General features: G+C 68.6%; 15 protein-coding genes. 12 read left to right on the forward strand and 3 right to left on the reverse strand.

Annotated features, from left to right (window positions below; all coding sequences use genetic code 11):
- The first annotated feature begins 172 nt into the window (after positions 1-172).
- The 3 genes from fba (at position 173) to M5D76_RS05210 (ending at position 3,497) form a co-directional block, all read left to right on the forward strand.
- Entirely contained in the window at positions 173-1,045 is an 873-nt protein-coding gene (fba, locus tag M5D76_RS05200) for a class II fructose-1,6-bisphosphate aldolase (protein WP_248922315.1), read from the forward strand.
- Positions 1,046-1,294: 249 nt separating this feature from the next.
- Positions 1,295-2,464: a CHAP domain-containing protein gene (locus M5D76_RS05205; protein WP_248922316.1), complete on the forward strand. Its 1,170-nt coding sequence runs from the start codon at positions 1,295-1,297 to the stop codon at positions 2,462-2,464.
- A gap of 187 nt (positions 2,465-2,651) precedes the next feature.
- Entirely contained in the window at positions 2,652-3,497 is an 846-nt protein-coding gene (locus tag M5D76_RS05210; RefSeq protein WP_248922317.1) for an HAD family hydrolase, read from the forward strand.
- Here the strand turns inward: M5D76_RS05210 and M5D76_RS05215 are convergent.
- Positions 3,494-4,750, reverse strand: a complete 1,257-nt coding sequence (locus M5D76_RS05215) for an MFS transporter (RefSeq protein ID WP_248922318.1) — start codon at positions 4,748-4,750, stop codon at positions 3,494-3,496. The genes M5D76_RS05210 and M5D76_RS05215 overlap by 4 nt on opposite strands.
- A 149-nt stretch (positions 4,751-4,899) precedes the next feature.
- On the opposite strand from M5D76_RS05215, the gene M5D76_RS05220 reads away from it, so the two are divergent.
- The 6 genes from M5D76_RS05220 (at position 4,900) to M5D76_RS05245 (ending at position 9,962) form a co-directional block, all read left to right on the forward strand.
- Positions 4,900-5,904 carry a hypothetical protein gene (locus M5D76_RS05220; protein ID WP_248922319.1) on the forward strand — a complete coding sequence of 335 codons (1,005 nt, stop codon included), beginning with the start codon at positions 4,900-4,902 and terminating at the stop codon, positions 5,902-5,904.
- A complete protein-coding gene (locus tag M5D76_RS05225; RefSeq protein WP_248922320.1) occupies positions 5,904-6,437 on the forward strand; it encodes a very short patch repair endonuclease in 534 nt (177 codons plus the stop codon). Before M5D76_RS05220 ends, M5D76_RS05225 begins: the two co-directional genes overlap by 1 nt.
- 57 nt (positions 6,438-6,494) lie before the next feature.
- Positions 6,495-7,586: a metallophosphoesterase gene (locus tag M5D76_RS05230; protein ID WP_248922321.1), complete on the forward strand. Its 1,092-nt coding sequence runs from the start codon at positions 6,495-6,497 to the stop codon at positions 7,584-7,586.
- 1 nt (position 7,587) lies between these two features.
- The gene (locus tag M5D76_RS05235) at positions 7,588-8,109 is read left to right on the forward strand and encodes a DNA-deoxyinosine glycosylase (protein WP_248922322.1); all 522 of its coding nucleotides are present in this window, start codon (positions 7,588-7,590) and stop codon (positions 8,107-8,109) included.
- A 17-nt stretch (positions 8,110-8,126) separates the two neighbouring features.
- The gene (locus tag M5D76_RS05240) at positions 8,127-8,960 is read left to right on the forward strand and encodes a hypothetical protein (protein ID WP_248922323.1); all 834 of its coding nucleotides are present in this window, start codon (positions 8,127-8,129) and stop codon (positions 8,958-8,960) included.
- An 81-nt stretch (positions 8,961-9,041) separates the two neighbouring features.
- Positions 9,042-9,962: an SPFH domain-containing protein gene (locus M5D76_RS05245; RefSeq protein WP_248922324.1), complete on the forward strand. Its 921-nt coding sequence runs from the start codon at positions 9,042-9,044 to the stop codon at positions 9,960-9,962.
- 94 nt (positions 9,963-10,056) lie between these two features.
- Here M5D76_RS05245 and M5D76_RS05250 read toward each other — a convergent pair whose 3' ends face one another.
- A complete protein-coding gene (locus M5D76_RS05250; protein WP_248922325.1) occupies positions 10,057-10,587 on the reverse strand; it encodes a YbhB/YbcL family Raf kinase inhibitor-like protein in 531 nt (176 codons plus the stop codon).
- Positions 10,588-10,689: 102 nt separating this feature from the next.
- Between M5D76_RS05250 and M5D76_RS05255 the strand changes: the two genes are divergently transcribed.
- Both M5D76_RS05255 and queA read left to right on the forward strand, forming a co-directional pair.
- Positions 10,690-11,364: an epoxyqueuosine reductase QueH gene (locus M5D76_RS05255; RefSeq protein ID WP_248922326.1), complete on the forward strand. Its 675-nt coding sequence runs from the start codon at positions 10,690-10,692 to the stop codon at positions 11,362-11,364.
- Between the two features lie 136 nt (positions 11,365-11,500).
- Entirely contained in the window at positions 11,501-12,664 is a 1,164-nt protein-coding gene (gene queA, locus M5D76_RS05260; protein ID WP_248922363.1) for a tRNA preQ1(34) S-adenosylmethionine ribosyltransferase-isomerase QueA, read from the forward strand.
- Positions 12,665-12,789: 125 nt separating this feature from the next.
- Here queA and M5D76_RS05265 read toward each other — a convergent pair whose 3' ends face one another.
- On the reverse strand, positions 12,790-14,154 hold the full coding sequence (locus M5D76_RS05265) for a coiled-coil domain-containing protein (RefSeq protein ID WP_248922327.1): 1,365 nt from the start codon (positions 14,152-14,154) through the stop codon (positions 12,790-12,792).
- 518 nt (positions 14,155-14,672) lie between these two features.
- Between M5D76_RS05265 and M5D76_RS05270 the strand changes: the two genes are divergently transcribed.
- Positions 14,673-24,455, forward strand: a complete 9,783-nt coding sequence (locus tag M5D76_RS05270; RefSeq protein WP_248922328.1) for an InlB B-repeat-containing protein — start codon at positions 14,673-14,675, stop codon at positions 24,453-24,455.
- Positions 24,456-24,470: the final 15 nt, after the last annotated feature.

The raw sequence follows: 24,470 nt of genomic DNA on the forward strand, positions 1-24,470 counted from the left end.
TCTCCTCGCCTTCGCTGTGCGTGCCATCGATGGGGCGGTCGACGGGCGGGAGCGCCTCTCAACTATGTGTGTAAACCACAATCTCCATACATCTCGGCGTATTCCGAACAAAGTGTAAACAGTCGCGTTAGAATTGCTTGTTGAGGCTAATCTCAACCATATGGAGGTCTTCATGCTAGTCAACGCAACCGCTATGCTCCAGTCCGCTGCCAAGGGTCACTACGGCATTGGTGCCTTCAACACCAACAACCTGGAGTGGGCACACTCCATCCTCGATGCCGCCGAGGAGGTTCAGTCGCCGCTGATCATCCAGTGCACCGCCGGCGCCGCAAAGTGGCAGGGCGGCTTCAAGGTCTGCGCTGACATCGTCCGCAACCTCCTCGAGGTCAAGGACATCACCGTGCCCGTGGCCCTTCACCTCGACCACGGCACCTACGAGGACTGCTTCGCGGCCATGGAGGCTGGCTTCACCTCCATCATGTACGACGGCTCCCACGAGGAGACCTTCCAGATCAACCTCGACCGCACGGCTGAGCTCGTGAAGATCGCCCACAATCGCGGCATCTCCATCGAGGCCGAGGTCGGCGGCATCGGCGGCGTCGAGGACGGCGTTGCCTCCAACGGCGAGCTCGCCGATCCCCAGGAGTGCAAGGCCATCGCCGACCTGGGCGTCGACTTCCTCGCGTGCGGCATCGGCAACATCCACGGCCTCTACCCCGACAACTGGGCTGGCCTCTCCTTCGATCGTCTCCAGGAGATCAAGGACCTCACCGGCGACCTGCCCCTCGTCCTCCACGGCGGCACCGGCATTCCTCTGGAGCAGGTCCAGAAGGCCATCTCCCTGGGCATCTCCAAGATCAACGTCAACACCGACCTTCAGGTCGCCTTCGCCAAGGCCACCCGCGCCTACATCGAGTCCGGCGCCGACGAGCAGGGCAAGGGCTACGACCCGCGCAAGCTCCTCAAGCCTGGTCGCGAGGCCATCGTCGAGCGCACCAAGGAGCTCATGGCTGACTTCGGCTCCACCGGCAAGGGCTGGGAGTAAGCCGAGCGTCGTCGCTCACACAGACCGACCTCTTGGGGCTGGCCTTCGGGCCGGCCCCTTTTTTGCGTTGAGGCGCATCTGCGGGGCCTTCGGGTCGCGCCCACAGCGTCATAGCGCCCGTACGGCCCATTTGTCTCGCGATGTGGCATGCGTCCGGTGGCGTTTAGTGGAACAATGCACGAACGTGCGAGTTCGCAGCACGCTCTGACACGGACCCGACGAGGTGTCGGTATAACTTACGGAGTGATAATGATGCAGAACCTCGACTCACGCATGAATGAGGCGGCGGAGAAGAGCCGGCCCCTTTCCCGCGGCCGTCGCGCCGCTGCGGTAGTGTCCGCCGGCCTCGCCTTTGCGCTGGCGCTCTCCGGCGCGCTGCCCGCCACGAGCGCCCTGGCCCTGGAAGACGAGGAGGACGAGGGCTACTACCTGGAGGAGCAGTCGTACTTCTCGTCGCGCACGACGGCGCCGAGCGCCTCGAACCCCTGGTTCTACTCGGGTGCGAACCCGTATTTCAACTACCCCTCGCTGGCGCCCACGGGCACCCCGCTCGAGGACGGCAAGTACGTGATCGGCAACTGCACCTGGTACGCCTGGGGCCGTGCTGCCGAGCTCCTGGGGCATGCGCCCGCCATCGGCTCGGGTGGGCCCGACGACATGGTCGCGGTCGCCCAGGCCAACGGGATCCCCACGGGTCCCGTGCCCGCCGTGGGCGCGCTGGCGGTCGGGACGAGCTGGACGGGCTCCCGGCACGTGGCTGTCGTCGAGGACACGAGCGGTTCCGTCCCGTACGTCTCGCAGTCGGGCTACACGATCGCCGACGAGTGGCCGGGCGCCGAGGGCGTCGTCTTCAACTACATCCCGCTGAGCTACGCCTTCGAGGGCGAGGTCACCTACATCTATCTGTCGGGCGGCGGCATGACCTACGAGGAGGTCGCCGCTGCCGAGGCGGCGCAGGCCCGCGCCGAGCGCGAGGCGTATGCCGACGAGCTTGCTGAGGAGCTTGCCGAGGACGGCTCGATGTATCGCCTGTACAACCCCTACTCGGGCGAGCACTTCTACACGGGTCACGTCGCCGAGGTCTGCATGCTCGTCGTTGAGGGATGGGAGTACGAGGGGCTCGGCTGGGTCGCCCCGATGGTCTCGCTGACCCCGGTCTATCGCCTGTACAACCCCTATGCCGGCGACCACCACTACACGACGAGCCCCCTCGAGCGCGACCACCTGATCGAGGTCGGCTGGAATGACGAGGGGATTGGGTGGTACTCCGACGACACCCACTCGGTGCCGGTGTATCGCCAGTACAACCCCTATGCCGATGTCGGAACCCACAACTACACCACCTCGGCCTACGAGCGCGACAGCCTCGTGGACATCGGCTGGAGGGACGAGGGCGTCGGCTGGTACGCCATCGGCTAGGTCGCCCGAGGCCCCCTGGTGCTGCTGGTTAGCGCTCCCGACGGCGTTCGCGCTCGCGGCCACGCGGTCGTGAGTTTCTGCGAATTGGACCGCGCCTCTGATACGGCAGGGGAGTATGGCCTATGCTCTTCTCCGCGGCGGCTCGCTGAGCTAGTCGCCGCTTGAGGAAGCAGAGGTCGGAGGCCACATGATCAAGCTTGTCCTATGCGACATGGACGGTACGCTCGTGCCGTTCGGTGCCGAGCGCGTCTCCGACCGCACACTTGCGGCGATTCGCTCGCTCGTGCATGCGGGCGTACGCTTCGGGCCGGCCTCGGGTCGCGAGCCCATCGACCTCAAGACCTTCTTCTCCGGCGACGAGTCGCTCTATGAGACCGGCATCATGGCCAACGGGAAGATCGTCGACGTCGACGGCCGGCGCGTGAAGACCGTCGCGCTCGACGTGGACGCGCTGAGGCGCGTCGAGGCGTTCGCGGCCGAGGACGCCGACTGCGCCCTCATCACCTACGTGCGCGAGGGAGCGACGACGCGCGTTCTCGTCTCGGGCGTCGACGAGGCGAAGGCCGAGCGGCTCATGAGGCTCTCCCGGGGAATGCTTCCGCCCATGGAGCGTGGGTGCGTTCCCGATGCGCAGATCATCACGGCGGGGTTCGCCTGCATCGACGCGACTCGAATCGCCCAGGTGCGTGCCGCCCTCGAGCGCATCTGTCCCGACCTGGACTTCGCGCAGCCCGCGCCGAGCTTCCTCGACATCCTGCCGAGCGGCTGGACCAAGGCGAGTGCGCTGCCGATCGTCGAGCGCGAGCTTGGGATCGACCGTAGCGAGATCGCCTATTTTGGCGACTCCGAGAATGACCTCGCCATGCTCGAGGCGATTCCCTGCTCGTTTGCCGTCTCGAGCGGAAGCGAGGCGGCACGCCGCGCGGCTCGCTACGTCATCGGCAGCGCCGAGGACGACGCCCCGGCCCGCGTGATGGAGGCGCTTGCGGCCGCGTCGGGCGACCTCGCCGCGCTGGACGGCCTGCTGGCCTAGCGCGCCGCGCCCTCCTTCGGCACCTTGAGCATCACTGCGAAGCCGAGCGCGAAGAGGATTACGAGCGACAGGACGCCGAGCGAGCCCGATCCCGTGAGCGCCGTGGTGGTGCCCACGAGGAAGGTGCCGATGATCGCGGCGTACTTGCCGAAGATGCTGAAGAACCCGAAGTACTCGTTGGCGTGGTCCTTGGGGCAGAGCTTGCCGAACTGCGAGCGCGAGAGCGCCTGGATGCCGCCCTGGAAGAGGCCGACCATGATCGCCAGGAACCAGAACTCCGTGGCGCTCTTGAGGAAGAACGCCGCGAAGAACGTGATGAACGTGTAGGCCGCGATGCCCACCAGCAGCATCGGCCTCGTGCCGAACCTGCGGCCGAGCTTGCCGTAGGCGATGGCGGCGGGGAAGGCCACGAACTGCGTGACGAGAAGAGCGAGCACGAGCTGGGTGCCCTCGATCCCCAGGTCCGCGCCATAGCTCGTAGAGAGCTTGATGACGGAGTGGACGCCGTCGATGTAGAAGAAGTATGCGATGAGGAAGTAGCGCAGCGTCTTGTCTGCCCAGATGGCCTTGACCGTGGAGCCGATGCCGCGGATGGCCTTCGAGACCGCGTGGCGCTCGAGCGGCTTGTAGTGGGTCTGCTGGACGTTCTTCATCAGGGGGATCGTGAACAGGGCCCACCAGGCCGCGGTGATCACGAAGGCGATCTGCATGGCGGTCTGCATCGTGATGCCGAAGGGCCTGACGAGCACCACGGCGAGGCATGCGATGAAGGGCACACAGCTGCCGATGTAGCCCCAGGCAAATCCCGCGCTCGAGACCTCGTCCATGCGCTCGTCGGTGGTCGCGTCCACGAGCAGCGCGTCGTAGAAGACCATCGACGCGTCGAGCGCGATCTCGGAGATGACGTAGATCACGAGGAAGGCCATTGCGCTCGTGGGGAATCCCATCGCGACCGTGGCCACGACGCCGGTGCACACGGTGCCGAGCACGAACTTCTTCTTCATGCCCTGCATGTCGGCGATGCTGCCGAGGATGGGCATGAGCAGCGCGATCACGAGGGACGCGATGGTCTCGGCGAAGCTCCACGCCGTGAGCGCCGACCCGCTGGCGAGCGAGTTGAAGTAGATGGGGATCACGCTGGTGGCAAGCAGCACCAAAGCCGAGTTGCCCACGTCATAGGCAATCCAGCTCTTCTCGGCCTTGGTCATCTTCGTGCGCGTCGCCTTCTTCTGCGCCGCCTGCTCGTCTGCCATGCGTCCTCCCTTGTTCGACCCTTCGATTGTACGCACGGCGGCCGCCTCGCGCGCGTTCGTTGCACGGCTGAAACCACGGGCGCGCCAATGCGAGCCCGCGCTGGCAATTTCTGCCATACTCTGAGCCACGCTCACCCAAAGGAGAGACCATGCCCGCAATTCTGACCCACGACTTCTTCGGCCGCGACGCCTACCCCGAGGTGGCGTCGGCCTTCGGCTTCACCACCCTCGATGACCTCGATGCCTTCCTTCTCGGCAACCAGGGTCCCGACCCGCTGTTCTACCTCATCGCAGACCCGCTCGCGCCCGCCCGCGACCGCGTCGGCGAGCTCATGCACGACGCGCGCCCGGCCCGCCTGCTCCATGCGCTGCACGACGCGCTCGACATGCTCTCGCCGCGCGAGCGCCGCCTGGGCGAGGCCTACGCCGCGGGCTTCGTCTGCCACTACCTGCTCGACCGCGCCGTCCACCCGCTCGTGTACGCGAACGAGTACGCGCTCTGCTCCGCCGGCGTCGAGGGGCTCGACATGTCCGTCGGCTCCGAGGTCCACGCCGAGATCGAGCGCGACCTCGACGAGATGGTCCTCTTCACCAAGACCGGCAAGACCGTCGAGCGCTACCGACCCTACCGCGAGGTCCTTGGCGCCACGCCCCAGACCCTCGCCGTCGTCGACAAGCTCTTCTTCTACATGGCGCTGCGCGCCTACGGCCGCACGATCGACGTCGACGTCGCCACCCGTGCCGTCCGCTCCTTCCGCCGCGTCCAGTGGCTCTTCTACAGCCCGCGCCTCGTCAAGGCCCGCGTCCTCGGCACCGTCGAGCGCACCGTCGGCCACCGACGCTTCTCGCTGCTTCTCGCCATGACCCACCGCGTTCGTGCCGAGAAGAGCTCGCCCTTCGCCAACCACGACCACCGTGAATGGACGAACCCCTTCACCGACGAGCCCTCGACCGAGTCCTTCTGGGACCTCTACGAGGACGCGCTCGGCAACGCCTCCGACTACGTCCGCGCCGTGCTCGCCGACGACTTCGACGAGGCCGCGGCCGAGGCGCTCACCGCCAACCTCAACTTCAGCGGCCGCACGGTCAACCCCGAGGCCATGCCCGAGGAGGCCGCGCCCGGCGCCACGCCTGACGCGGGGGAGCAGGCCTAGTGGCCGCACCCGAGGCGCCTGCGGTCAGCGTGGCGACCCGCCACGTCATGCAGGCCAACAAGAGCAAGAACACCAAGCCCGAGCTGCGCGTCCGTGCCGCCCTGCGCGACGCGGGCCTCGTCGGCTACCGCCTGCACTGGAAGAAGGCGCCCGGCAAGCCCGACATCTGCTACCCGGGCCGCCGCGTCGCGATCTTCGTCAACGGCTGCTTCTGGCACCGCTGTCCCCACTGCGCGCTGCCGCTGCCCAAGTCCAACGTCGACTTCTGGCAGGCGAAGTTCGCCCGCAACCGCGCCCGGGACGAGCGCGATCAGCGCCTGCTCGCCACCGACGGCTGGACCGTGCTCGTCGTGTGGGAGTGCGCGCTCGCCCGCGACTCCTTCGACGCCACGATGGCCTCCCTCGTCCGCGAGATCCGCCGCGCCGAGGCGCTCGGCGGGTCCCTTGGCGGCCGCGTCGTCGAGGTCGGCTCGGCCGCCCCCTGGAAGCTCCGTGTGTCGAGAACTCGCGCACGCGCCCGCGCCCGACGCTAGACTAGGTTCATACGCGCCCCGCGCCCGTCGCGCCGCGCCCCGTCGTTGGAGGACTGCATGGCAACCTACGTGTTCTCAGATGTGCATGGTCACGCCGTGACCCTGGACAGGCTGCTCGAGCGCGTGTCCCCCGGCGCCGACGACCGCATCTTCATGCTCGGCGACATGATCGACCGCGGCCCCGACCCGGTCTCGGTCCTTAAGACCTGCCGCGCCCTCTCCGAGGCGGGCGGCTGCGTCCTGCTCGGCAACCACGAGGACCTCATGCTCGACTTCTACGAGACCTCCAAGGACCTCACGGGCGTGGCCGCGGGCACCTGGCTCATGAACGGTGGCTCCACGACGCTCGAGGGCCTCGACGCCCTTCCCGCCGCCGAGAAGATCGACCTCCTCGACTGGGTGGACAACCTTCCCCTGTATGCCTACGCCGTGGCGGAGGGCCGTCCCTACATCATGGTCCACGCCGGCATCCGCGCCGGCGTCGCCGGCGCGCCGGACGCCTCCTCGGCAGGGGAGCGCTCGACCGCGGCCACCGTCCCCTCGGCGCCCGCGCCCGAGGCGACCGACAACGCCTCCGACGCCGCTGCCGGCGACGGCGCCGACGCCGCAGGCGTTCGCGACTCGGCCGACGCGACCGCGCCCGAGGCCACGGCTCAGGCCGAGCCCGCGGGAGCGGGGGAGGGTGCCTCTCCCGACGAGACCGCCGTGCTCGGCGTCCCGGCGCCCGACGGGGCGGACGGCACAGCCGACGAGTCCGACCGCCCCCCGCTCATCATGGGCTGGAGCGAGCTCGACCTGCAGGCCCTCCTCGCGGTGCAGGACACCGACGACCTCCTCTGGATCCGCGACGCCTTCTGGGGCAGGCCCACGGGCCTCCTCGACGAGCGCGGCCAGGGCCCCATCGTCATCGCGGGGCACACGCCCACGCCCTACCTGGCCAACATGGCCGACCGCCCCGACCGCCTTCCCCTGGACGAGAACGGCCTCGGGCGCATGGTCAAGGTCGGTGCCTGTGCGGAGACCTACGGCGTGGCCGACCGCTGGGACATCGACTGCGGCGCCGCCGGCGGCGCGGGCTTCGGCAACATCCTGCTGCTCCGCCTCGACGACGAGGTGGAGTTCTACGAGCCCATCCTCGAGGGCGAGTAGCGTGGGCGAGCAGCGCCGCGTCCAGTCCCCGCTCGATCCAGTCGTCGACGCCCAGAGTCGCGTCCTCATCCTCGGCACCATGCCGAGCCCGCTCTCCCGCGAGCGCGGCTACCACTACGCCAACCCGCAGAACCGCTTCTGGCGCATCCTTGCCGCCCTCTGGGACGAGGACCTGCCCGCTGACGTGCCCGCCCGCCGCGACTTCTGCGCGCGCCACCGCATCGCCCTCGACGACGTGCTCGCGAGCTGCACCATCGTCGGCGCATCCGACGCCTCGATCCGCGACCCCGAGCCCATGGACCTGCGCTCGCGCGTGCTCGACGTCGCGCCCATCGCGCGCGTCTTCTGCACCGGGGCCACCTCGCACCGCCTCTACGGGCGCCTCCACGAGCAGCGCCTGGGGATGCCCGCGACGCGCCTCCCGTCGCCCAGCCCCGCCAACGCCGCCTGGAGCCTCGAACGACTCGTCGAGGCATACCAGGTCGTGCGCGAGGCGGCAGAGGATCGCCTGACAGAGTCGTGAGGGGAGAGGAGAAGGGCATGCGCGGCGAGAAGATCGCGGGGTGCGCCAATGAAATCGCCTGCTGGTGTGCGGAGCGTGATGTGAGCTCGCTCTCGCGGGAGGCGCTTCTCGACGAGGCGGGGTTCGAGGGCGGCATGTCCGACCTCTTCGTCCTCTTCGGTGGCGGGGTGTCTGGCATCGTGGACGAGCTCGCGCGCGCGATGGAGGCCGGCCTTGCCAGGCGCTATGCCATCGTGGGCGGTCGCGGTCATGCGACGTACCTGCTCGACCGCTCCTTCGAGTGCGAGCTTCCCGATGCCGGCGGCACGCCTGCCGCGTTACCTCGTGCGGGTGTGGACAGCGAGGCCGAAATGCTCGACGCCCTCCTGCGCTCGCGTTACGGGATGCGCGCCGACGTGCTCGAGACGCGCTCCACGAACTGTGGGAACAACATCTCCCACCTCATGGACCTCCTCGAGGGCGAGGGCGCGACCCCTGCGAGCGTCGTCCTTTGCCAGGATGCCGTCATGCAGCGCCGGATGGGGGCCACCTGGTGGAGGCAGGCTCGGGAGCGCGAGGGCTTCGCGCGGACCAAGGTCGTGTGCTGGGCGGCCTACCAGGCGGAGCTCGAGTGGCGCGACGGCTGCCTGGGCTGGCGGCGCGCGCCGAGGGGAATCTGGCCCGTCGACAGGTACGTCGAGCTCCTCTCGGGCGAGGTCGCGCGGCTGACTGACGACGAGGGCGGTTACGGTCCCTGCGGCAGGGACTTTCTCGAGCATGTGGACGTGCCCGACGAGGTCAGCGATGCTGCGGAGACCCTGCGTGAGGCGCTCGGCACCAGCGGACGTCCTCCCGATGGACGCTATGCGTGACGACGGTCTCGCAACGCACGATTGTGGTCTTGGCGTTCTGCTAGCATCGTCTCTACGTCAAGTCACGATTGGAGATACTAAATGATCGGAACCATCATCCTTCTCGTCATCATCGGCGCCGTGGTGATCTCCACGGGTTACGTCGTGCGCCAGCAGCACGTCGCCATCGTCGAGCGACTCGGCAAGTTCAGCTCCATCAAGGGGGCGGGCTTCCACGTCAAGATCCCCTTCCTCGACATCACGCATGACGTCGACCTCATGACCGAGGACCAGCACATGACCTTCGACGCCAAGACCTCCGACAACGTGACCATCGAGCTGGACGTCTCGATCCAGTACCACGTCGACTCGACCAACATGAACGCGGGCGCGGAGTCCGGCGTCTGGAAGAGCTTCTACACCCTGACCGACCCCGTCGCCCAGATGAAGGACTACCTGGCCGACGCCCTGCGCTCCCAGATCCCCAACCGCAGCCTCGACGAGGTCTTCTCCGAGAAGGACGCCATCGCGCAGGCCATCGACGAGGTCGTCGCCTCCAAGATGCTTGGCTACGGCTACGTGCTCGTCACCACGCTCATCACCTCGATCCGCCTGCCCAAGGAGGTCCAGGAGTCGATGAACCACATCATCGCCTCCAAGAACAACCTCGAGAGCGCCCGCAACGACGCCGAGGCGTCCCGCGCCAAGACGGTCATCGCCGCGCAGGCCAAGGCCGAGGCCATGGCCGCCGAGGGTCGCGGCATCGCCGACCAGCGCGTCGCGATCGCCAAGGGCATCAAGGAGTCGATCGACACGATCAAGGGTGCCGAGATGACCTCCGAGGAGGCCAACCGCCTCTTCGAGTTCACCCAGTGGGTCGGCATGATGGAGGAGTACGCCGCCAAGGGTTCCTCCACGGTCGTCCTGCCGAGCGACTTCCAGCGCACGAGCTCGATCTTCGACCAGATGCTCACCGCCAACAGCGCCCCCAAGCCCGAGGGCGGCGACACCCCTCGCGCCTAGCCCCTCCGGCGCAGACAGACGCATCCGACATGGGTCGCGCCCGCATGCCACCAGGCGTACGGGCGCGTCTTCGTGTCGTATGTCCCCGTCGCGCCTACACGCGCGCCGGAATGTCGACGCCCGCCTCCGCGAGCACGTGGCCGCGCGTCGCCCAGACGAGCTCGTTCGCCCAGAACCCCTCCGCGAGCTCGGGCATGTAGTCCAGCGCCCACGCGCGCAGCGTGTACTCGTGGTCGCAGTCGGGCGGCTGCGGCCCGTTGTAGCGGCAGCACAGCAGCGGGTCCTCGGATCCGCCCGCCATCCGCCCCGCGCTGGAGTTGCGCCCCTGCACCATCCCGAGCGCGCCCAGGTTCGACGCGTCCTCGACGAAGCGCAGCCGCCCGCCCTCGGCGAGCCCCGCGTCGATGCACGCGGCCGTCCAGTGCACCCACGCGAACCCGCACACGGGAATCGAGTCCAGGTCGTAGAACGCCAGCGCGATCGACGCCGCGCCCTCGGGGATCCCCGTCAGCTCGAACGGGAACGAGCGCGTCGGCGTCCCCGCGTACAGGTGCGCCGCGTCCGCGTGCTTCGCATAGCGGTCTCCCAGGTAGCCGTCCGCGTCCAGCTCGATGCCAATCTCCATGTGACTCCCTCCTCGCGCAGCCTTTCGTCCCGTCGATGATATCGCGCGCACTGCTACCATGGGCATGGTTCGATTCACGACACGGGCGAGCGGGGGAGGGACATGGCAAACGACGCCGAGAAGAGCGTGCTCTCGTCCTCCTCGCCGCGAACCCCGCTGCTCCTCCATGCCTGCTGCGGGCCCTGCTCGTTGGAGCCCGTCAAGTACCTCAGGCTCGAGGGCTTCGAGCCCACCATCTGCTGGACCAACCCCAACATCGCGCCCGTCGCCGAGCACGACCGACGCCTCGAGGTCCTGCTCGACTGGGCGGAGCGCGTCGCCCACGTCGACGTCATCGTCGCCTCGGACGACCGCGACGCCTGGGAGCGCACGGTCGCGCCGGCCGGCCTCGACCGCGAGGCGCGCTGCCGCGTCTGCTACGCGCTGCGCCTCGCCGAGAGCTGCCGCGTCGCGCGCGAGCGCGGCTTCACCCACGTGTCCACCACGCTCGCCGTCTCGCCCTACCAGCTCTTCGACGCCTGCGGAGACGTGCTCGCCCGACTCGCGAACGCTAATGGCCTCACGCCCGTGTGGCGCGACTTCCGACCCCACTACCCGGAGTCCGTCACCGACTCCCGCGAGCTTGGCATGTATCGCCAGAACTACTGCGGCTGCCGCTTCTCCGCCGCCGAGGCCGCGCTCGAGCGCCAGACCATGCGCGACTGGCGAAAGGCCGCCAAGGCCGCCCGCCGCGAGGGTCGCGAGCTGCCGCCGCGCCCGGACTTCTTCCCCGGCTAGCCGCGTCCCGTCGTCCCAAGGTGGAGACGGCGTGCATGGCGCGGCGCCCCCAACCCCTTGCCGTACAATCAGTCGCGGACCAAATCCGGGCGGGTCGCCCCGCCCCGCGACAGAAAGACTGACCACAATGCCCAGCATGCGCACAGACGACTTCGACTACGACCTCCCCGAGCGACTCATCGCGCAGGCCCCCTGCGAGCCGCGCGACCACTGCAACATGCTCGTCCTCGACCGCGAGGACGGCTCCGTCGAACATCGCCACTTCTTTGACCTGATCGACTACCTCGAGCCCGGCGACCTGCTCGTCGCCAACAAGACCCGCGTCATGCCGGCGCGCCTCGTCGGCCGCAAGCACCAAACCGGCGGCCTCGCCGAGACCCTGCTGCTGCGCCGCCGCGAGGACGTCGACCCCCTCGGCCACGTGTGGGAGTGCCTCGTCAAGCCCGGCAAGCGCCTCAAGCAGGGCGCCCGCATCGACTACCGCCCCGGCGGTGCCCACGCGGCGCCCACCTCCGAGGTCTGCCTCACCGGCGAGGTCGTCGACTACGTGGACGACAACCGCGGCGGGCGCCTCGTGCGCTTCGAACCGGCGGCGGGCCGCACCCTCGACGAGGCCATCCACGAGGCGGGCCGCGCGCCGCTGCCGCCCTACATCACCGACTACCAGGGTGACGACGAGAACTACCAGACCGTCTACGCCATGCGAGAAGAGCATTCCGCCGCGGCCCCCACGGCGGGCCTCCACTTCACGCCCGAGCTCATCGACCGCCTCGCCGACCACGGCGTCGCCTTCAAGACCGTCGAGCTCGAGGTCGGCATCGACACCTTCCGCCTCGTTGAGGAGGATGACCCCACCGAGCACGTCATGCACACCGAGCGCTACCACGTCTCCCAGGACGTCGTCCACGCCGTCCACGCCACCAAGGCCGCGGGCCACCGCGTCGTCGCCGTGGGCACCACGTCGGTCCGCTCGCTCGAGAGCGCCTTCGACGCCGCCGCGCCCGCGAGCGACCCCGCCTGCGTCGCGCGCCGCTTCGAGTCCGCGCCCGACTCGGCCGCAACCACGCACACAGGCGACATCGTCGAGCGCCGCGACGCCACCACGAGCCTCTACCTCATGCCCGGCTCCACGTTCCACGTGGTCGACGCCATGATCACCAACTTCCACGTGCCGCGCTCGACCCTCATGATGCTCGTCTCGGCCTTCGTCACGCGCGACCAGATCATGGCTGCCTACCAGCAGGCCATCGAGCACGACTACCGCTTCTTCTCGTTCGGCGACGCGATGCTCATCCTCTAGCGGTCCTCGCGTCGCACGCGCCCCCGCGCGGGGCCGCGCCATGCCTCACGCAAAAGGGCGCCCCGCACCGAGGTGCGGGGCGCCCTGTCTCTCAAGAGACTCCCGGCGTGTTCTAAGCTGTTCCCTTATGCGCCGCGCGTGAGCAGCACCACCAGGAGCACGACGATCACCACGATCGCGACGGCCACGCCAATGAACAGGAAGCGCTTGCTGCGGGTGGACTCGCGCAGGCGGCGCTCGGTGTCGGCGAGCGAGTCGACCTCGCTCTGCTGGCGCGCCAGCGCGCTCTCGCCCTCCTGGATGCCGTGGCGCAGCTGCTCGGTGACCTCGGGCGTCGCGTGGATCTCGCGCGCCTCCTCGAGGGCCGCCTCGGCCGCGCCGGCGCGCTCCTCTGCGTCGGCCTTCGCGCGCGCGGTCTCCTCGAGCGACTTCTTGCGCTGGTTGACCTGCTCCTCGAGGGCCTTCTCCTCGGCCAGGTTGGCGTTGTAGAGGCGCTCGTACTCCTCGCGGCGCTCGTCGGCCTCGCGCTTGGCCTCTTCGGCCTGGCGCTCGATGGTCTCGAGCGACTGCTTCTGCGTCCAGAGGTGCGTCTGCGCGTTGTCCACGAGCTGCTGGCCCTCGGCGGTCACGCGCGCCACGTTGGAGCGGGCCGCGTCGCGGTGCGCGCGCTCGGTGACGACCTCGGCCTGCATCTTCGAGAGGGCTGCCGGCGAGCCGCCGCTCGACTGCATGCTCGCGAGCTCGCCCTCCACGCGCCTCAGGCGCTCCTGGGCGTTGTCGACCGATCGGTTCGCGTCGGCGATGCGCTGCTCGCGTCGCTTCGCGGCGTCGGCCACCTGCTGGTCGGCGCTCTTCACGGCGCGGCGGATCTCGGCGAGCGACTTGGCCGCGTCGTCGGAGCGCCCGCGCGTCGACTCCATGAGGTCGCGGTACGGCCGGATGGCCGTCTCGTGGGCCTCGCGCATGGCCTTGAGCTGCTCCTCGAGCGCGTCCCTCTCGGCGCCGAGGCGCGCGGTGTCGGCCTCCGCCTGCGCGATCTCGGCGCGCGCGGACTCGGCGTTTGCGGTCTCGTCGCGCACGATCTGGTCGAACGACGCCTCGATCTCGACGCGGTGGTCAAGCACCTCCTGCGTCTTCTCGAGCTCGCGCTTGAGCTCCTTGAGCTGCGAGCGCGCGCCCGCGTGGCGCTTGGCCGCGTCGCGCACCGCGCCGATTGCGTCGAGCCCCTCCTTCAGCGAGCTCAGCGCCGCGGCGACGCCCTCGCCCTGCTCGCCCGGCTCGCTCTTCTCGTCCTGCTGGCCCCGCGCGCCCTCGGCCGCGGGCTCGCCGCTCGCGTCGGCCCCTTCGGCCTGCGCGGCCTGCGTGGCGCCGGCCGCGCTCGCCTCAGGCTCGCCAGCCTGCTCGGCCCCGTCGGCGTCCACGCCACCGACCTGCTCAAACGATGCAATCGGAGCGAGCTCGTCCATGTCACTGTCACGCGATTCTGGCATGTTTGGTCCCTTCGTGCCGCAGGTGCGTTGATGCTTCGCATGATGGTTCGTTTACGAAAGTATAGCTGCTCCGATTCGCCCGATGTGAAGACTTTGGGGCGCAGCTGGCGGGCGAGAAGAGCACGTCCGCGGGCGCGGCTCGCTCTGGTCGTCGCCCGTCGCGCAACCATGCGGGCGACGTCGCTGGCGCGGGCCCTCGGGCACTGGGCTCGAGCAGCGCGCCTGCGGCGCGAACTCGCCCAGCACCCGAGGGGCCCGCCTCGCAGGTGCCCCGTGCGTGCGCGCGACGCGTGCCGCCCCGGCGCGTCGTGGTCGGCACATGCTCGTCTCCTGCCGCTCGCCCCGCGAGAGCGACCGCCAAACTACTTTGCGCACCGCTCGTCCGCAGGTAGATGGGCATATTGTGCCCTTCGCGGGTACAATAATGCAAATATGTCTGACTAGGTTGGGGGAGTCCTATGGTTGGCAGGACGCTCGCATATATCTTGAAACTTGTTGCCATTGCCGTCGTGCGGGCCATGGGGTTCCTTCGATCCGCTCTTCAGGCCCTCCTTGCGCTGTGGTCGAAGGCGGTCCGTCGCCTGGCTTCGCTTGCGCGTGACGTGCGCGTTAGTGCCGCGCGCCTTGTCGCCGGCGCCTTGCGTGGCTTCAACCCGCGTGCTCGCGCGTGCCTGAGCTGGGTGCTTGCGGTTGCCATGGTCTGCTCGATGCTGCACACGAGCGAGATCGCCCGCGCGCTCGACCTCGAGCCGGCGCCCGCGGCCCAGTCTCAGGAAGAGCCTGGGCAGGAGGCAGCGGCAGAGCCCGCCGCTGAGTCCGAGCCAGCCAGCGATGCGGCTGCCGCGCCTGCCGAGGTCCCCGGTGAGCAGGCCGCTCCGGCCGCCCAGCCCCTCGAGGGCCAGGCGCCGACGCAACCTGAGGCTGCCGAGGAACCCGCTCCCGCCCCTGCACAGGATCCGGTCGCAGCGCCCGTCGACGCTGCGGCGCAGGCGCAGGACGCGGCCGCCAAGGCCGCCGAGGAGGAGCGTGCGCGCAAGGAGGCCGAGGAGCGCGTCCGCGCCGAGCTGCAGGCTCGTCGTGACTCCTTCGAGGTCGCTCCCGAGGGTGTCGACGAGTCGCTTGCCGCCGGCAAGGACTTCTCGAGCCAGCGCCTCCTGATCTCGGGCGTCACCCGTGAGCAGCTCACGCCGGCGACGCGCGTCCTCTCGGAGCACAAGGGCCTCTTTCTCACCCAGTTCGACTCCGCGGACAAGGCCAAAAACGCCTACCTCTTCTACAAGGGCGCCCTCGGGGCGGCCCTCGTCGAGCCCGACGTCACCATCTCCGCCGCCGACGGGGCGCCCGGCGAATCCGCGGCCGCGCCCATGAGCGAGGACGAGAACCCGCTCGCCGACCTGCACCGGGAGATGTCCTCTGGCATGGGTGCCTCGGGCTACACCGTGGCCCTTCTCGACACGGGCTACCTCGGCGAGGGCGTCGCGGACTCGGCGAGCATGCTCGGCGACTCCGCCGCGGACGACAACGGTCACGGCTCTTCTATGGCCGCCTATCTGCGCGAGGCCGATGCCGATGCGCGCATCGTGTCGGTCAAGGTGCTCGACGCATCGGGCGTGGGCACGGTCTCGTCGGTCTACGCCGGCATCGAGTACGCGATCGCGGCGCACGTCGACGTCATCAACCTGTCGCTGTCCGCGTGGCGCACGGCCGAGAACGAGGTCGTGGCCACGGCCATCGCGGACGCCGCGGCGCGCGGCATCATCGTGGTCGGCGCGGCCGGCAACAACGGCGTGGATGCCTCGCTCACCGTCCCCGGCGGCGTTGGGGAGGCGCTTGTGGCCGGCGCCTGCGACGAGTCGGGCGCGCGCATCGCGGGCTCGAACTATGGCTCGACGGTCGACGTCTTCGCAAAGGCGGGGTCGACCTCCGAGGCCGCCGCGCGCGTGAGCGGCTGGCTCTCCGCGAACGAGGTCGGCTCGGACTGGCAGGGGAGGGTTGCGTCCGCGGTTGCGGAGGGGGCCTTCTCTGAGGGTTCGGCGTTTGCGGCGAAGCCAGCCGGTCCCGCTGCCGGACAGGGCGGCCCGACCGATGGCCGTGCGGGCGAAGGCGGAGTTGAGGGCTCGCAGGGCCTTGCGCAGCGCGGAGGCGGTGCCGCCGCACTCCGTCGCGACCTCGAGTACGGCTTCAAGGCGGCTGCAGACAACCCGCACATACTGGTGACCGGAACGTGCGACATCAGATACAAGGGAAGCACGGACACGATTCCGATAAACACGGTCATTCCTTTTGCCAGCAACTACGCCAGCGGCCTCAAGAGAAGTGTTGCGGGCCGTGACTACTACATCTACCTTACACGATCCTCGGAGGGCGCCCATCAGTTCTGCATCAAGATGAGCGGCACGGGTGATACTCTCTCATACAACGTGACCATCGATTACGTCGACATCGATGGCTCGGGCTTTGCCTTCACAAAGAGCGGATACGACGGGGTGACATCCGACGCGTTTCGCATTGCTTCCCTCGGAACCGTCGGCAAGTCGGGAACTGTCGCGTTTGATGGAAACGGCGGTTCCGGCAGCGGCCCGGGTATGACTGCGTACACCGCCGGGTATTCCAATCCTTATACCATGCCGGCCAACACGTACACCGCGCCCGCGCACAAGCACTTCAAGGAATGGAACTCATCGAGCGATGGCACGGGCAAGGGCTACCAGCCTGGAGACAAGCCCAGCTTCACCTACTACGCGCCGAAGTTCTACGCCATATGGGAAAACGATGCGTTCGGCGTCTCGCTCGACAAGAAGGGTGGCACGGGCGGCACTGACACGGTCTATGCGAAGAACGCGGGGACGGACGCCGGCGTGTACCTCGATTTGGACCTCACGCAGAAGATGACCGCGAGTGCCAATCCCATCACGGTCCCGACGCGCAACTACACCGTCACCTACAACCAGAACTACGAAGGCGCCCCGGCCAGTCCCACGGCCACCTCGGCGGCCACGTTCGAGGGGTACTTCTCGCAGGAGAGCGAGGGGACCCAGTACATCGGGCAGTCCGGCTATATCGACGAGGCGACGTTCACCCCCACGACGTTTGCCGAGGCCTCGACGATCTTCGCGCAGTGGGGTGACGGCGCTGCCGTCACCCTCGCGTCCCCGACGCGCGAGGGCTATGCGTTCGCGGGCTGGTACAAGGACGCGGCCTGCGGCGATGCCGACAAGGTCGGCGACGCCGGCGCAAGCTACACGCCGACCACGGACACCGAGCTCTTCGCGAAGTGGACGCCCAACACCTACAACGTCTCCTACGCCAGAAACGACAGCGCGGAGCAGCCGGCCGTGGGCGATCTACCGACCGCGCCCGCCACGGCGACCTTCGACCAGGACTTCGTGGCGCCCGCGTGCGCCCTCAAGCGCGTGACCTTTGGGTTTGCGGGCTGGAACACGTCGGCTGACGGGTCCGGCCATGCGTTCGCGCCGGGCACGCCGGCCACATGGGCGGACGCCGCCGACACCACGCTCTATGCCCAGTGGCGTCCCGCCAGCTACATCCTCGCCTTCGAGGGCCTCGAGGGCGCCACGCACGGCGATCTGCCCACGTCGGCCGAGTACGGCACGACCTTCTCGGTGGCCAACCCCACCCACGAGGGGTGCGACTTCGCCGGCTGGCAGATCAGCGGCATGGACGAGGGCGTCACCCACTACTACGGCGACGGCGAGCCCACGCAGACGACCACGGCCGCAAGCCTCGGGCCCACGTTCGCCACCGCGTTCAAGAGCCTCTCGGGAACCGACGCGGCCACGGTCACCTTCACGGCGACGTGGACGCCGCGCGCTTACCACGCGCATCTCGACCCCGGCCTCGTGGCCGACGTCTCGCAGGGCACGCCCGACGTCTTCTGGGACTATGGCGTCGCCTCCTACTTCTCGGACTCCACCCACGGGGCGACGCTCGCAAGCGTGCGCGCGCCTCAGGCCACCGGCTACACCTTCCGGGGTTACTTTACGGAGTCCGCTGGTGCGGGAACCCGCTACGTCAATGGGGATGGGTCCTTCGTCGCGGCTAGTGACGTAGACGTGCCGCTTTATAAGACCGTTGGCGAGGATGTGACCCTCTACGCGTATTGGACCCCCAATGTGTCCCAGGTCACACTCGATGGATGTGGTGGGACGGGTGGTCCAGATGCTCTTTGGGCCAAGTATGGCTTCGGCGTCTATTCCGACAGTGCCTGCGTGAGCGAGGTCTCCCTTTCTGGCATCACGCCGCCCACCTACGACCGTCGCGAATTCGGTGGCTACTACACGCAGCGCGACGGAGGCGGCACGCAGATGATCGATGCGAGTGGCCACCTTACGACGGCGTTCACGAGCACCGCGGTTCCCTTCGACCTCACGCTCTTCGCCAAGTGGACGCCTGACGTCTACGAGCTCTCGCTTGACGGCAATGGAGCCACGGGACCGAGCGACCAGCAGCAGGCGGACGGTTACACGACGCGCGTCTTCGAGCAGTACGGCGTGGGCTACTTCGCCGAAGGGGATGCGGCGGAAAAGACCGTCTCTTCTCGCCTCGCTCGCGTCGTCGTGCCCGAGCGGACCTATGCCGTCACCTTTGCGGACGGCTCGTCTGAGCAGACCCGCACCTCCGCCTATGAGTTCGGAGGCTACTTCAGCGGCAGAGACGGATCCGGCACCCAGCTGGTCGACGCGACAGGCACCTTCGTCTCGGCTGACGGCACCGCCGCCAGTGCGAGCGGCTCTTACTACGCGAGCTGGCGTGGCGGCAGCGTGAGCGCGCCGATCCCCGCTTCGCGCGATGCCGAGACCTTCGTCGGCTGGAGGAGCGGCTCTACGCTATACCAGCCTGGTGACACGATCACGCCCACAAGCGACCTCAGGCTCGAGGCCCAGTGGGAGAGCGCGGTCTTCCAGGTCGCCCTTGACGGCGGCGACGGGGCTCAGCCCAATACGGGCACCGAGAGGCTCTTCGCGCGTTACGGCGACGACGTCTACACCGGCAGGACCGACGGCGCCACGCCCACCTATACTGGGGCGATGATCGCCGACGGCGCGCGTCTCGTCGCGCCCGATGCCAAGTCCCGCACGGTGACCTTTGCGCTGCAGGATCCCTCCGACACCACGTCGCCCACGATGTCGGAGCCGACCCAGGTGAGCGTGCCGCTCGACTTCGAGGGCTACTTCACCTCGCCCACGGGAGGCATCAAGGCCATCGACGCGAGTGGTGCGGTGACCTCCGAGATCTCGGCGACGACGTTCAAGTCGGACACCACGCTTCACGCCCGTTGGACGCCGGGCTCCATCGAGCTTCCCACCCCAACGTGCGCTGGCTATACCTTTGCGGGATGGTCTGAGTCGCCTGGCGTCGACGGAACGGGCTTCAAGGGCACCTACACTGCCTCTGACGACGTCACGCTCTACGCCAAGTGGGCGCCGAACGGCTCGCGCTCCTTCCAGGTCCGCTTCGAGGGCGTCGAGGGGCTCAGCGTCAGCTACCTCTCCACGCTTCCCTCCACGGTCTATGTCGATGGCTCGGAGAGCTCGCTCGAGGTCGCAAACCCCTCGCGCGTCGGCGGGCGCTTCGACGGCTGGGTCATCACCGGCATGACGGCAGGGCTCACCCACGAGCTCTGGTCTAAGCGCGTCCTCAGCAACGGGCAGGTCCAGTACGACGTCGAGCGCTGCGAGGGCACCACGTTCGGCAACGACGACGAGGGCGAGGCCGGCCTCACGATCGCCACGAAGGCCGTCGAGTTCAGAAACCTCCATGACGGTTCGGGCTCGGGTGACGCAAACACCGTCACGTTCACGGCCCTCTGGAGCGAGACCGACGTGCCCCTCACCCTCGATGGTCAGGGCGCGACCACCGAGGCGACGCCGGCCGTGCTCTATGAGGCCTACGACGACGGCTCGAGCTACGTCGAGCCGCCCGATGTCGACCCCATGCCCGACGAGGACCCCGAGGGCGAGGTCGTTCCTCCCGACGAGGGCAACTTCGGCATCTTCCTCGACTCGGCCTTCGGCAAGCGCATGACGACCGACAAGAACCCCATCGGCATTCCCGAGCGCGTCGCGCGCGTCACCTATCGTGCCAACGACGGCACCGGAGACGCCGGCCAGGGAGCCGTGCTCGAGGTCGCGAATCGCACGTTCCAGTTCACGGGCTTCTACAGCCTGACGGGCGGATCCGGCCACCAGGTCATCGACCCCCAGGGCTACGTGACGGCTGGGTTCGTCGACGGAAAGGCCTTCAGCGAGGCGACAACGCTCTATGCCGGCTGGTCGGGCGAGGAGTTCGTCGTCCGCGAGGCCCCGGAGAAGGAGGGCCTTACGTTCATCGGCTGGAACACCAAGCCCGACGGGACCGGTGACTCCTACCAGCCGGGAGACGCACTCGACGCCGCGTCAGACCTCTCGCTCTTCGCCCAGTGGACGCCCGCGGTCTTCGCGATCGCCCTTGACGCCGGAGAGGCTACCACGCCTGGCACCCCGGTCATCTATCAGAAGTACGCAACTGGGCTCTTCTCGGCAGCCTCGTGCGAGGACGCCGAGCGCCTCGGCTCGCTTCCGCAGGTCCCCGTGCGCACCTACGAGGTTACCCTTGATGCCAACGACGGCTCCGGCGCCACGCGCTCGCTTACGCCTACTTGGGAGTTCGCGGGCTACTTCACCGAACCAGGTGGGGTGGGGGAGAAGGTCATCGGCGACCGTGGCGCGTTCTCCAGCGCCCTTGCGGCGGCGAACTTCTTTACCGCAAACGCGACGCTTCACGCGCAGTGGGTCGGCGCCGACGTGACGCTGCCCGGGCCCGAGGCCTTCGCGCGCACGGGCTACACGCTCGTGGGCTGGAGCGAGGTGGCGGACGGTTCCGGCGATCTGCTGGCACCCGGGTCGACCGTGGACAAGGGCGTAAGGCTCTTCGCGCAGTGGGAGCCGAACGTCTATGAGGTGGCGCTCGAGGCCGCAGGTGCCGAGGGCGCCCGCACCGAGGGGCTTTTCGCGCGCTATGGCGACGGCGTCTACACCACGAGGGGCGGAACCGCCTCCGAACCCACCTTCGAGGGGAACCTGATTGCCGGCGCTACCCTGGCCATTCCGCAGAAGCCTGCGATGAGCGCGTCTTATGACGCGGCGGGTGGCTCAGTCTCGCCGACCGATGAGCAGAGGTCGGCGCGTCCGGCCTTTCTCGGCTACTTCACTGCCGAGGCTGGTGGTGAGAAGATGGTCGGGGCCGACGGCTCGGCCGCCCCATCGCTCTCCGCGACAACGTTCCTCGCGCCAGCCAGCCTCTACGCCCAGTGGGGCGCCGCCACGGTCGAGCTGCCGACTCCTTCTTGGGACAACCACACGTTCCTTGGTTGGACTGCCACCGATGGCGCGGGGCAGGTTCTCGCGAGCGGCCTCACCGGAACGTATGCGCTGCCCGGCGACGTGACGCTCACGGCTGCATGGGTGGAAGGCGACAAGCCAACCTACGCGATCGCCTATCCCGCCTTTGACGGTGTGAGCGGTGTCCCGGCGGCCTTCGCGGCCCCGACCGTGGCCGCCCGCGACGAGTCCGTCACCATCCCCAACCCCGTGATGGACCACTTCGTCTTCGAGGGCTGGCAGGTCAACGGGGCCGGCGAGCTCACACGCGACACCACCTTCACCAACCTTGCGGCGGCGGGGGATACTGCGACGCTCGTTGCGCACTGGTCCGCCGAGACCTACCCCGTCACGCTCTCGACGACCGATGCCTCGGGCGCGCAGACCGCGACGACACCCGGCACGACGCAGGTCTTCGAGCGCTATAGCGCCGGAATGTATCTCGACGCCTCGTGCGCTCCCGAGTCGAAGATGACCTCCACGGCAAACAAGGTTCAGCCCCCCGAGCGCGTCTTTACCGTTAGCTATGACGTGAACGCGGGTGCTGGCTCGGGCATCGTTGCGCCCGACGCGCAGCCCGCCACCTCCGCCTTCGAGGGCTTCTACTCGGCGCGCGACGGCGGCTCGCAGGTCATCGCGCCTGACGGGTCCGTCTCGGCTTCGGCTCAGGGCGGCACCCTCTTCACCAACGCCTCCGAGGCCTATGTCAGGTGGACGCCCGCGTCGGTGACGATCGCGGCGCAGCCCGTCGATGACTCTGGCCAGCCGCGCGAGGGTTACGTCTTCCTCGGTTGGAACACGGCCGCCGACGGAAGCGGCACGTCCTTCTCGGCTGGCGACGCGCTCGTGCCAAGTGCCAACGTGACGCTGTATGCGCAGTGGAGCGTCATAACCTACCCCGTCTCCTACAACGCCAACGGCGGTGTTGGCGGTCCCGCCCAGCAGGACAAGATGCATGGGGTCGACCTCACGCTCTCGGGCGAGACGCCGACTCACGACGATGAGCTCATCGCGGGCTACCGCGTCAGGCTCGACCCGCGCGAGGGCACGCTGGACGGTCCCGATACGCTGGTTGCCAACAGGATCCGCTCCGTTTCCTTCGACAGCTGGAACACCGAGGCAGACGGATCGGGCCTAACGGAGTTCACCCCTTCCGGCACCTACTCTGATGACGCGCCGCTCACGCTGTTCGCAAAGTGGACCTATGGTGCGGAGACCCTCGGCTCGGTCACGCTTCCCGCGCCGACGCGCGCCGGATACGAGTTCGCCGGCTGGAGCGACGAGAACCCCTATGCGGGCGACCTCGCGTACCTCTCCGAGGTGATCGACGAGGCCCAGGCCGCGCTCGACGCGCACGATAGCGCCGAGGACCGCGCGGCCACCGAGCACGAGCGCCCCGCGCTCGAGGACGCGCTCGCCACGGCACGCGACGTCGTTTCGCGCCAGTCCACCTCGCAGTCCGAGATCGACGAGGCGACGCAGGGCCTCCTCGTCGCCCTGTGGTCCTTCAACGATCGCTTCGCCCCCGAGGATGACCTTGACGGGCAGTCGGATGCCCCTGCGGGCTCTGTGCGCCAGCACCTCTCCGTTCAGGCGACCTGGCCCGCGGGAGGGGAGTACGTGCCGACGGGCGACGTCACCCTCTTTGCCACGTGGGTGCCGAGTCCCTATGCCTTTACCCTTGGCTCCGCCTCGGGCGTCGACACCACCGGATCGAGTGCCACGGGCTCCTATCGACACGGCGGCGGCATGCGCGTCGTGGCGAAGGTTGCCGAGGGCTGGGTCTGGCAGGGTTGGAAGTCGTCCGACACGACGCTGCTGGCGGACAGCCTCGACCAGGAGTACGACTTCCCGATGCCCATGGGTGACGTCACCCTCACGCCCGTCGTGACGCCCGCGGCCGACGAGGACATAACCTTCGACATGAGGGCCTTCGACTTCCAGCTTTCGCTCTCCGAGGCGTCGGGCGTCTCCGAGGAACGCGTGCTCCATCTCGCCGGCGCTTGCGCCACCAACGTCAGGGGCGAGGAGGTGCCCTTCACCTGCGACACGAGCGCCATTGAGGCGCGCAAGGGCGACTACCCGGTGACGTTCACCACCTCTCGCGGCACGACGACAACCGTCACCTGCTCGGTCATGGACGCCGTCTCGCTCGACGACGAGACGGACAACGTCATCTGCGCAGACGACGTCCTCTGCCTCACGACCTCCGAGGTGGTCGAGTACGAGCGCGAGGGGCTGGACCAGCGCCTCATCGAGCGCGTCCATGCGCGCGCCCGCAACGTCTGGAGCGGCGAGGCGCTGCCCGTCAGCGTCACCGACCGTGGTGGCCTGTGCGCCGAGAAGGGCGTCTATCCCGTCACCTTCCACGCCAACCCCTCGGCCACGATCGACTGCGTCGTCTGTGATGCGGGCGCGGTGTCCGAGGAGACGGGCACGGCCATCTACGGCAACCACTTCGACATTTCGTCGGCCGACGTCGCGCCGCTGCTTACGGGTGACGGCAGGGCGTTTGCGAAGCTGCTCGCGCTCGCGGGCGTCCGCGCGGTCGATGCCAACGGGAACTCCGTGGCGCCCATGGGCGTGAACGTCGGGGCGCTCGCTCCGATGCGCGGCACCTATGACATCGTGTTCTACACGGAGGACGGCACCTTCGTGGTGGTCCAGGCCAACGTCGACGGCGGAGGTCGTCGCTACCGTGCGGCGATCAGCCTCGCCACGCGTGGCGGCCGCGGCGAGGAAGGGCTCGGCGATGGCTCGGTCCTCGTGTACGCGGACGGTTCTCGTCGCATGGCGCGCGGGACCCTCGCGAAGACCGGTGACGCCACGCAGTCCGTGCAGGTCGTCCTTCTCGGGCTGGCCACGCTCTCGATCTGGGCAGGTTGTCGCCGCCGCCGCGGCGATGCCCGACAGGGGAGGTAGCGAGAAATGATACGC

The organism is Olsenella intestinalis (assembly GCF_023276655.1).
In the GTDB taxonomy this organism is placed as follows: domain Bacteria; phylum Actinomycetota; class Coriobacteriia; order Coriobacteriales; family Atopobiaceae; genus Olsenella_J; species Olsenella_J intestinalis.

Excerpts from the sequence above, each read along its gene's own strand:
- M5D76_RS05245 (WP_248922324.1), top strand. The coding sequence starts at position 9,042 with ATGATCGGAACCATCATCCTTCTCGTCATCATCGGCGCCGTGGTGATC.
- fba (WP_248922315.1), top strand. The coding sequence starts at position 173 with ATGCTAGTCAACGCAACCGCTATGCTCCAGTCCGCTGCCAAGGGTCAC.
- queA (WP_248922363.1), top strand. The coding sequence starts at position 11,501 with ATGCGCACAGACGACTTCGACTACGACCTCCCCGAGCGACTCATCGCG.
- M5D76_RS05210 (WP_248922317.1), top strand. The coding sequence starts at position 2,652 with ATGATCAAGCTTGTCCTATGCGACATGGACGGTACGCTCGTGCCGTTC.
- M5D76_RS05270 (WP_248922328.1), top strand. The coding sequence starts at position 14,673 with ATGGGGTTCCTTCGATCCGCTCTTCAGGCCCTCCTTGCGCTGTGGTCG.
- M5D76_RS05230 (WP_248922321.1), top strand. The coding sequence starts at position 6,495 with ATGGCAACCTACGTGTTCTCAGATGTGCATGGTCACGCCGTGACCCTG.
- M5D76_RS05215 (WP_248922318.1), bottom strand. The coding sequence starts at position 4,750 with ATGGCAGACGAGCAGGCGGCGCAGAAGAAGGCGACGCGCACGAAGATG.
- M5D76_RS05220 (WP_248922319.1), top strand. The coding sequence starts at position 4,900 with ATGCCCGCAATTCTGACCCACGACTTCTTCGGCCGCGACGCCTACCCC.
- M5D76_RS05265 (WP_248922327.1), bottom strand. The coding sequence starts at position 14,154 with ATGCCAGAATCGCGTGACAGTGACATGGACGAGCTCGCTCCGATTGCA.
- M5D76_RS05240 (WP_248922323.1), top strand. The coding sequence starts at position 8,127 with ATGCGCGGCGAGAAGATCGCGGGGTGCGCCAATGAAATCGCCTGCTGG.
- M5D76_RS05250 (WP_248922325.1), bottom strand. The coding sequence starts at position 10,587 with ATGGAGATTGGCATCGAGCTGGACGCGGACGGCTACCTGGGAGACCGC.
- M5D76_RS05255 (WP_248922326.1), top strand. The coding sequence starts at position 10,690 with ATGGCAAACGACGCCGAGAAGAGCGTGCTCTCGTCCTCCTCGCCGCGA.
- M5D76_RS05205 (WP_248922316.1), top strand. The coding sequence starts at position 1,295 with ATGATGCAGAACCTCGACTCACGCATGAATGAGGCGGCGGAGAAGAGC.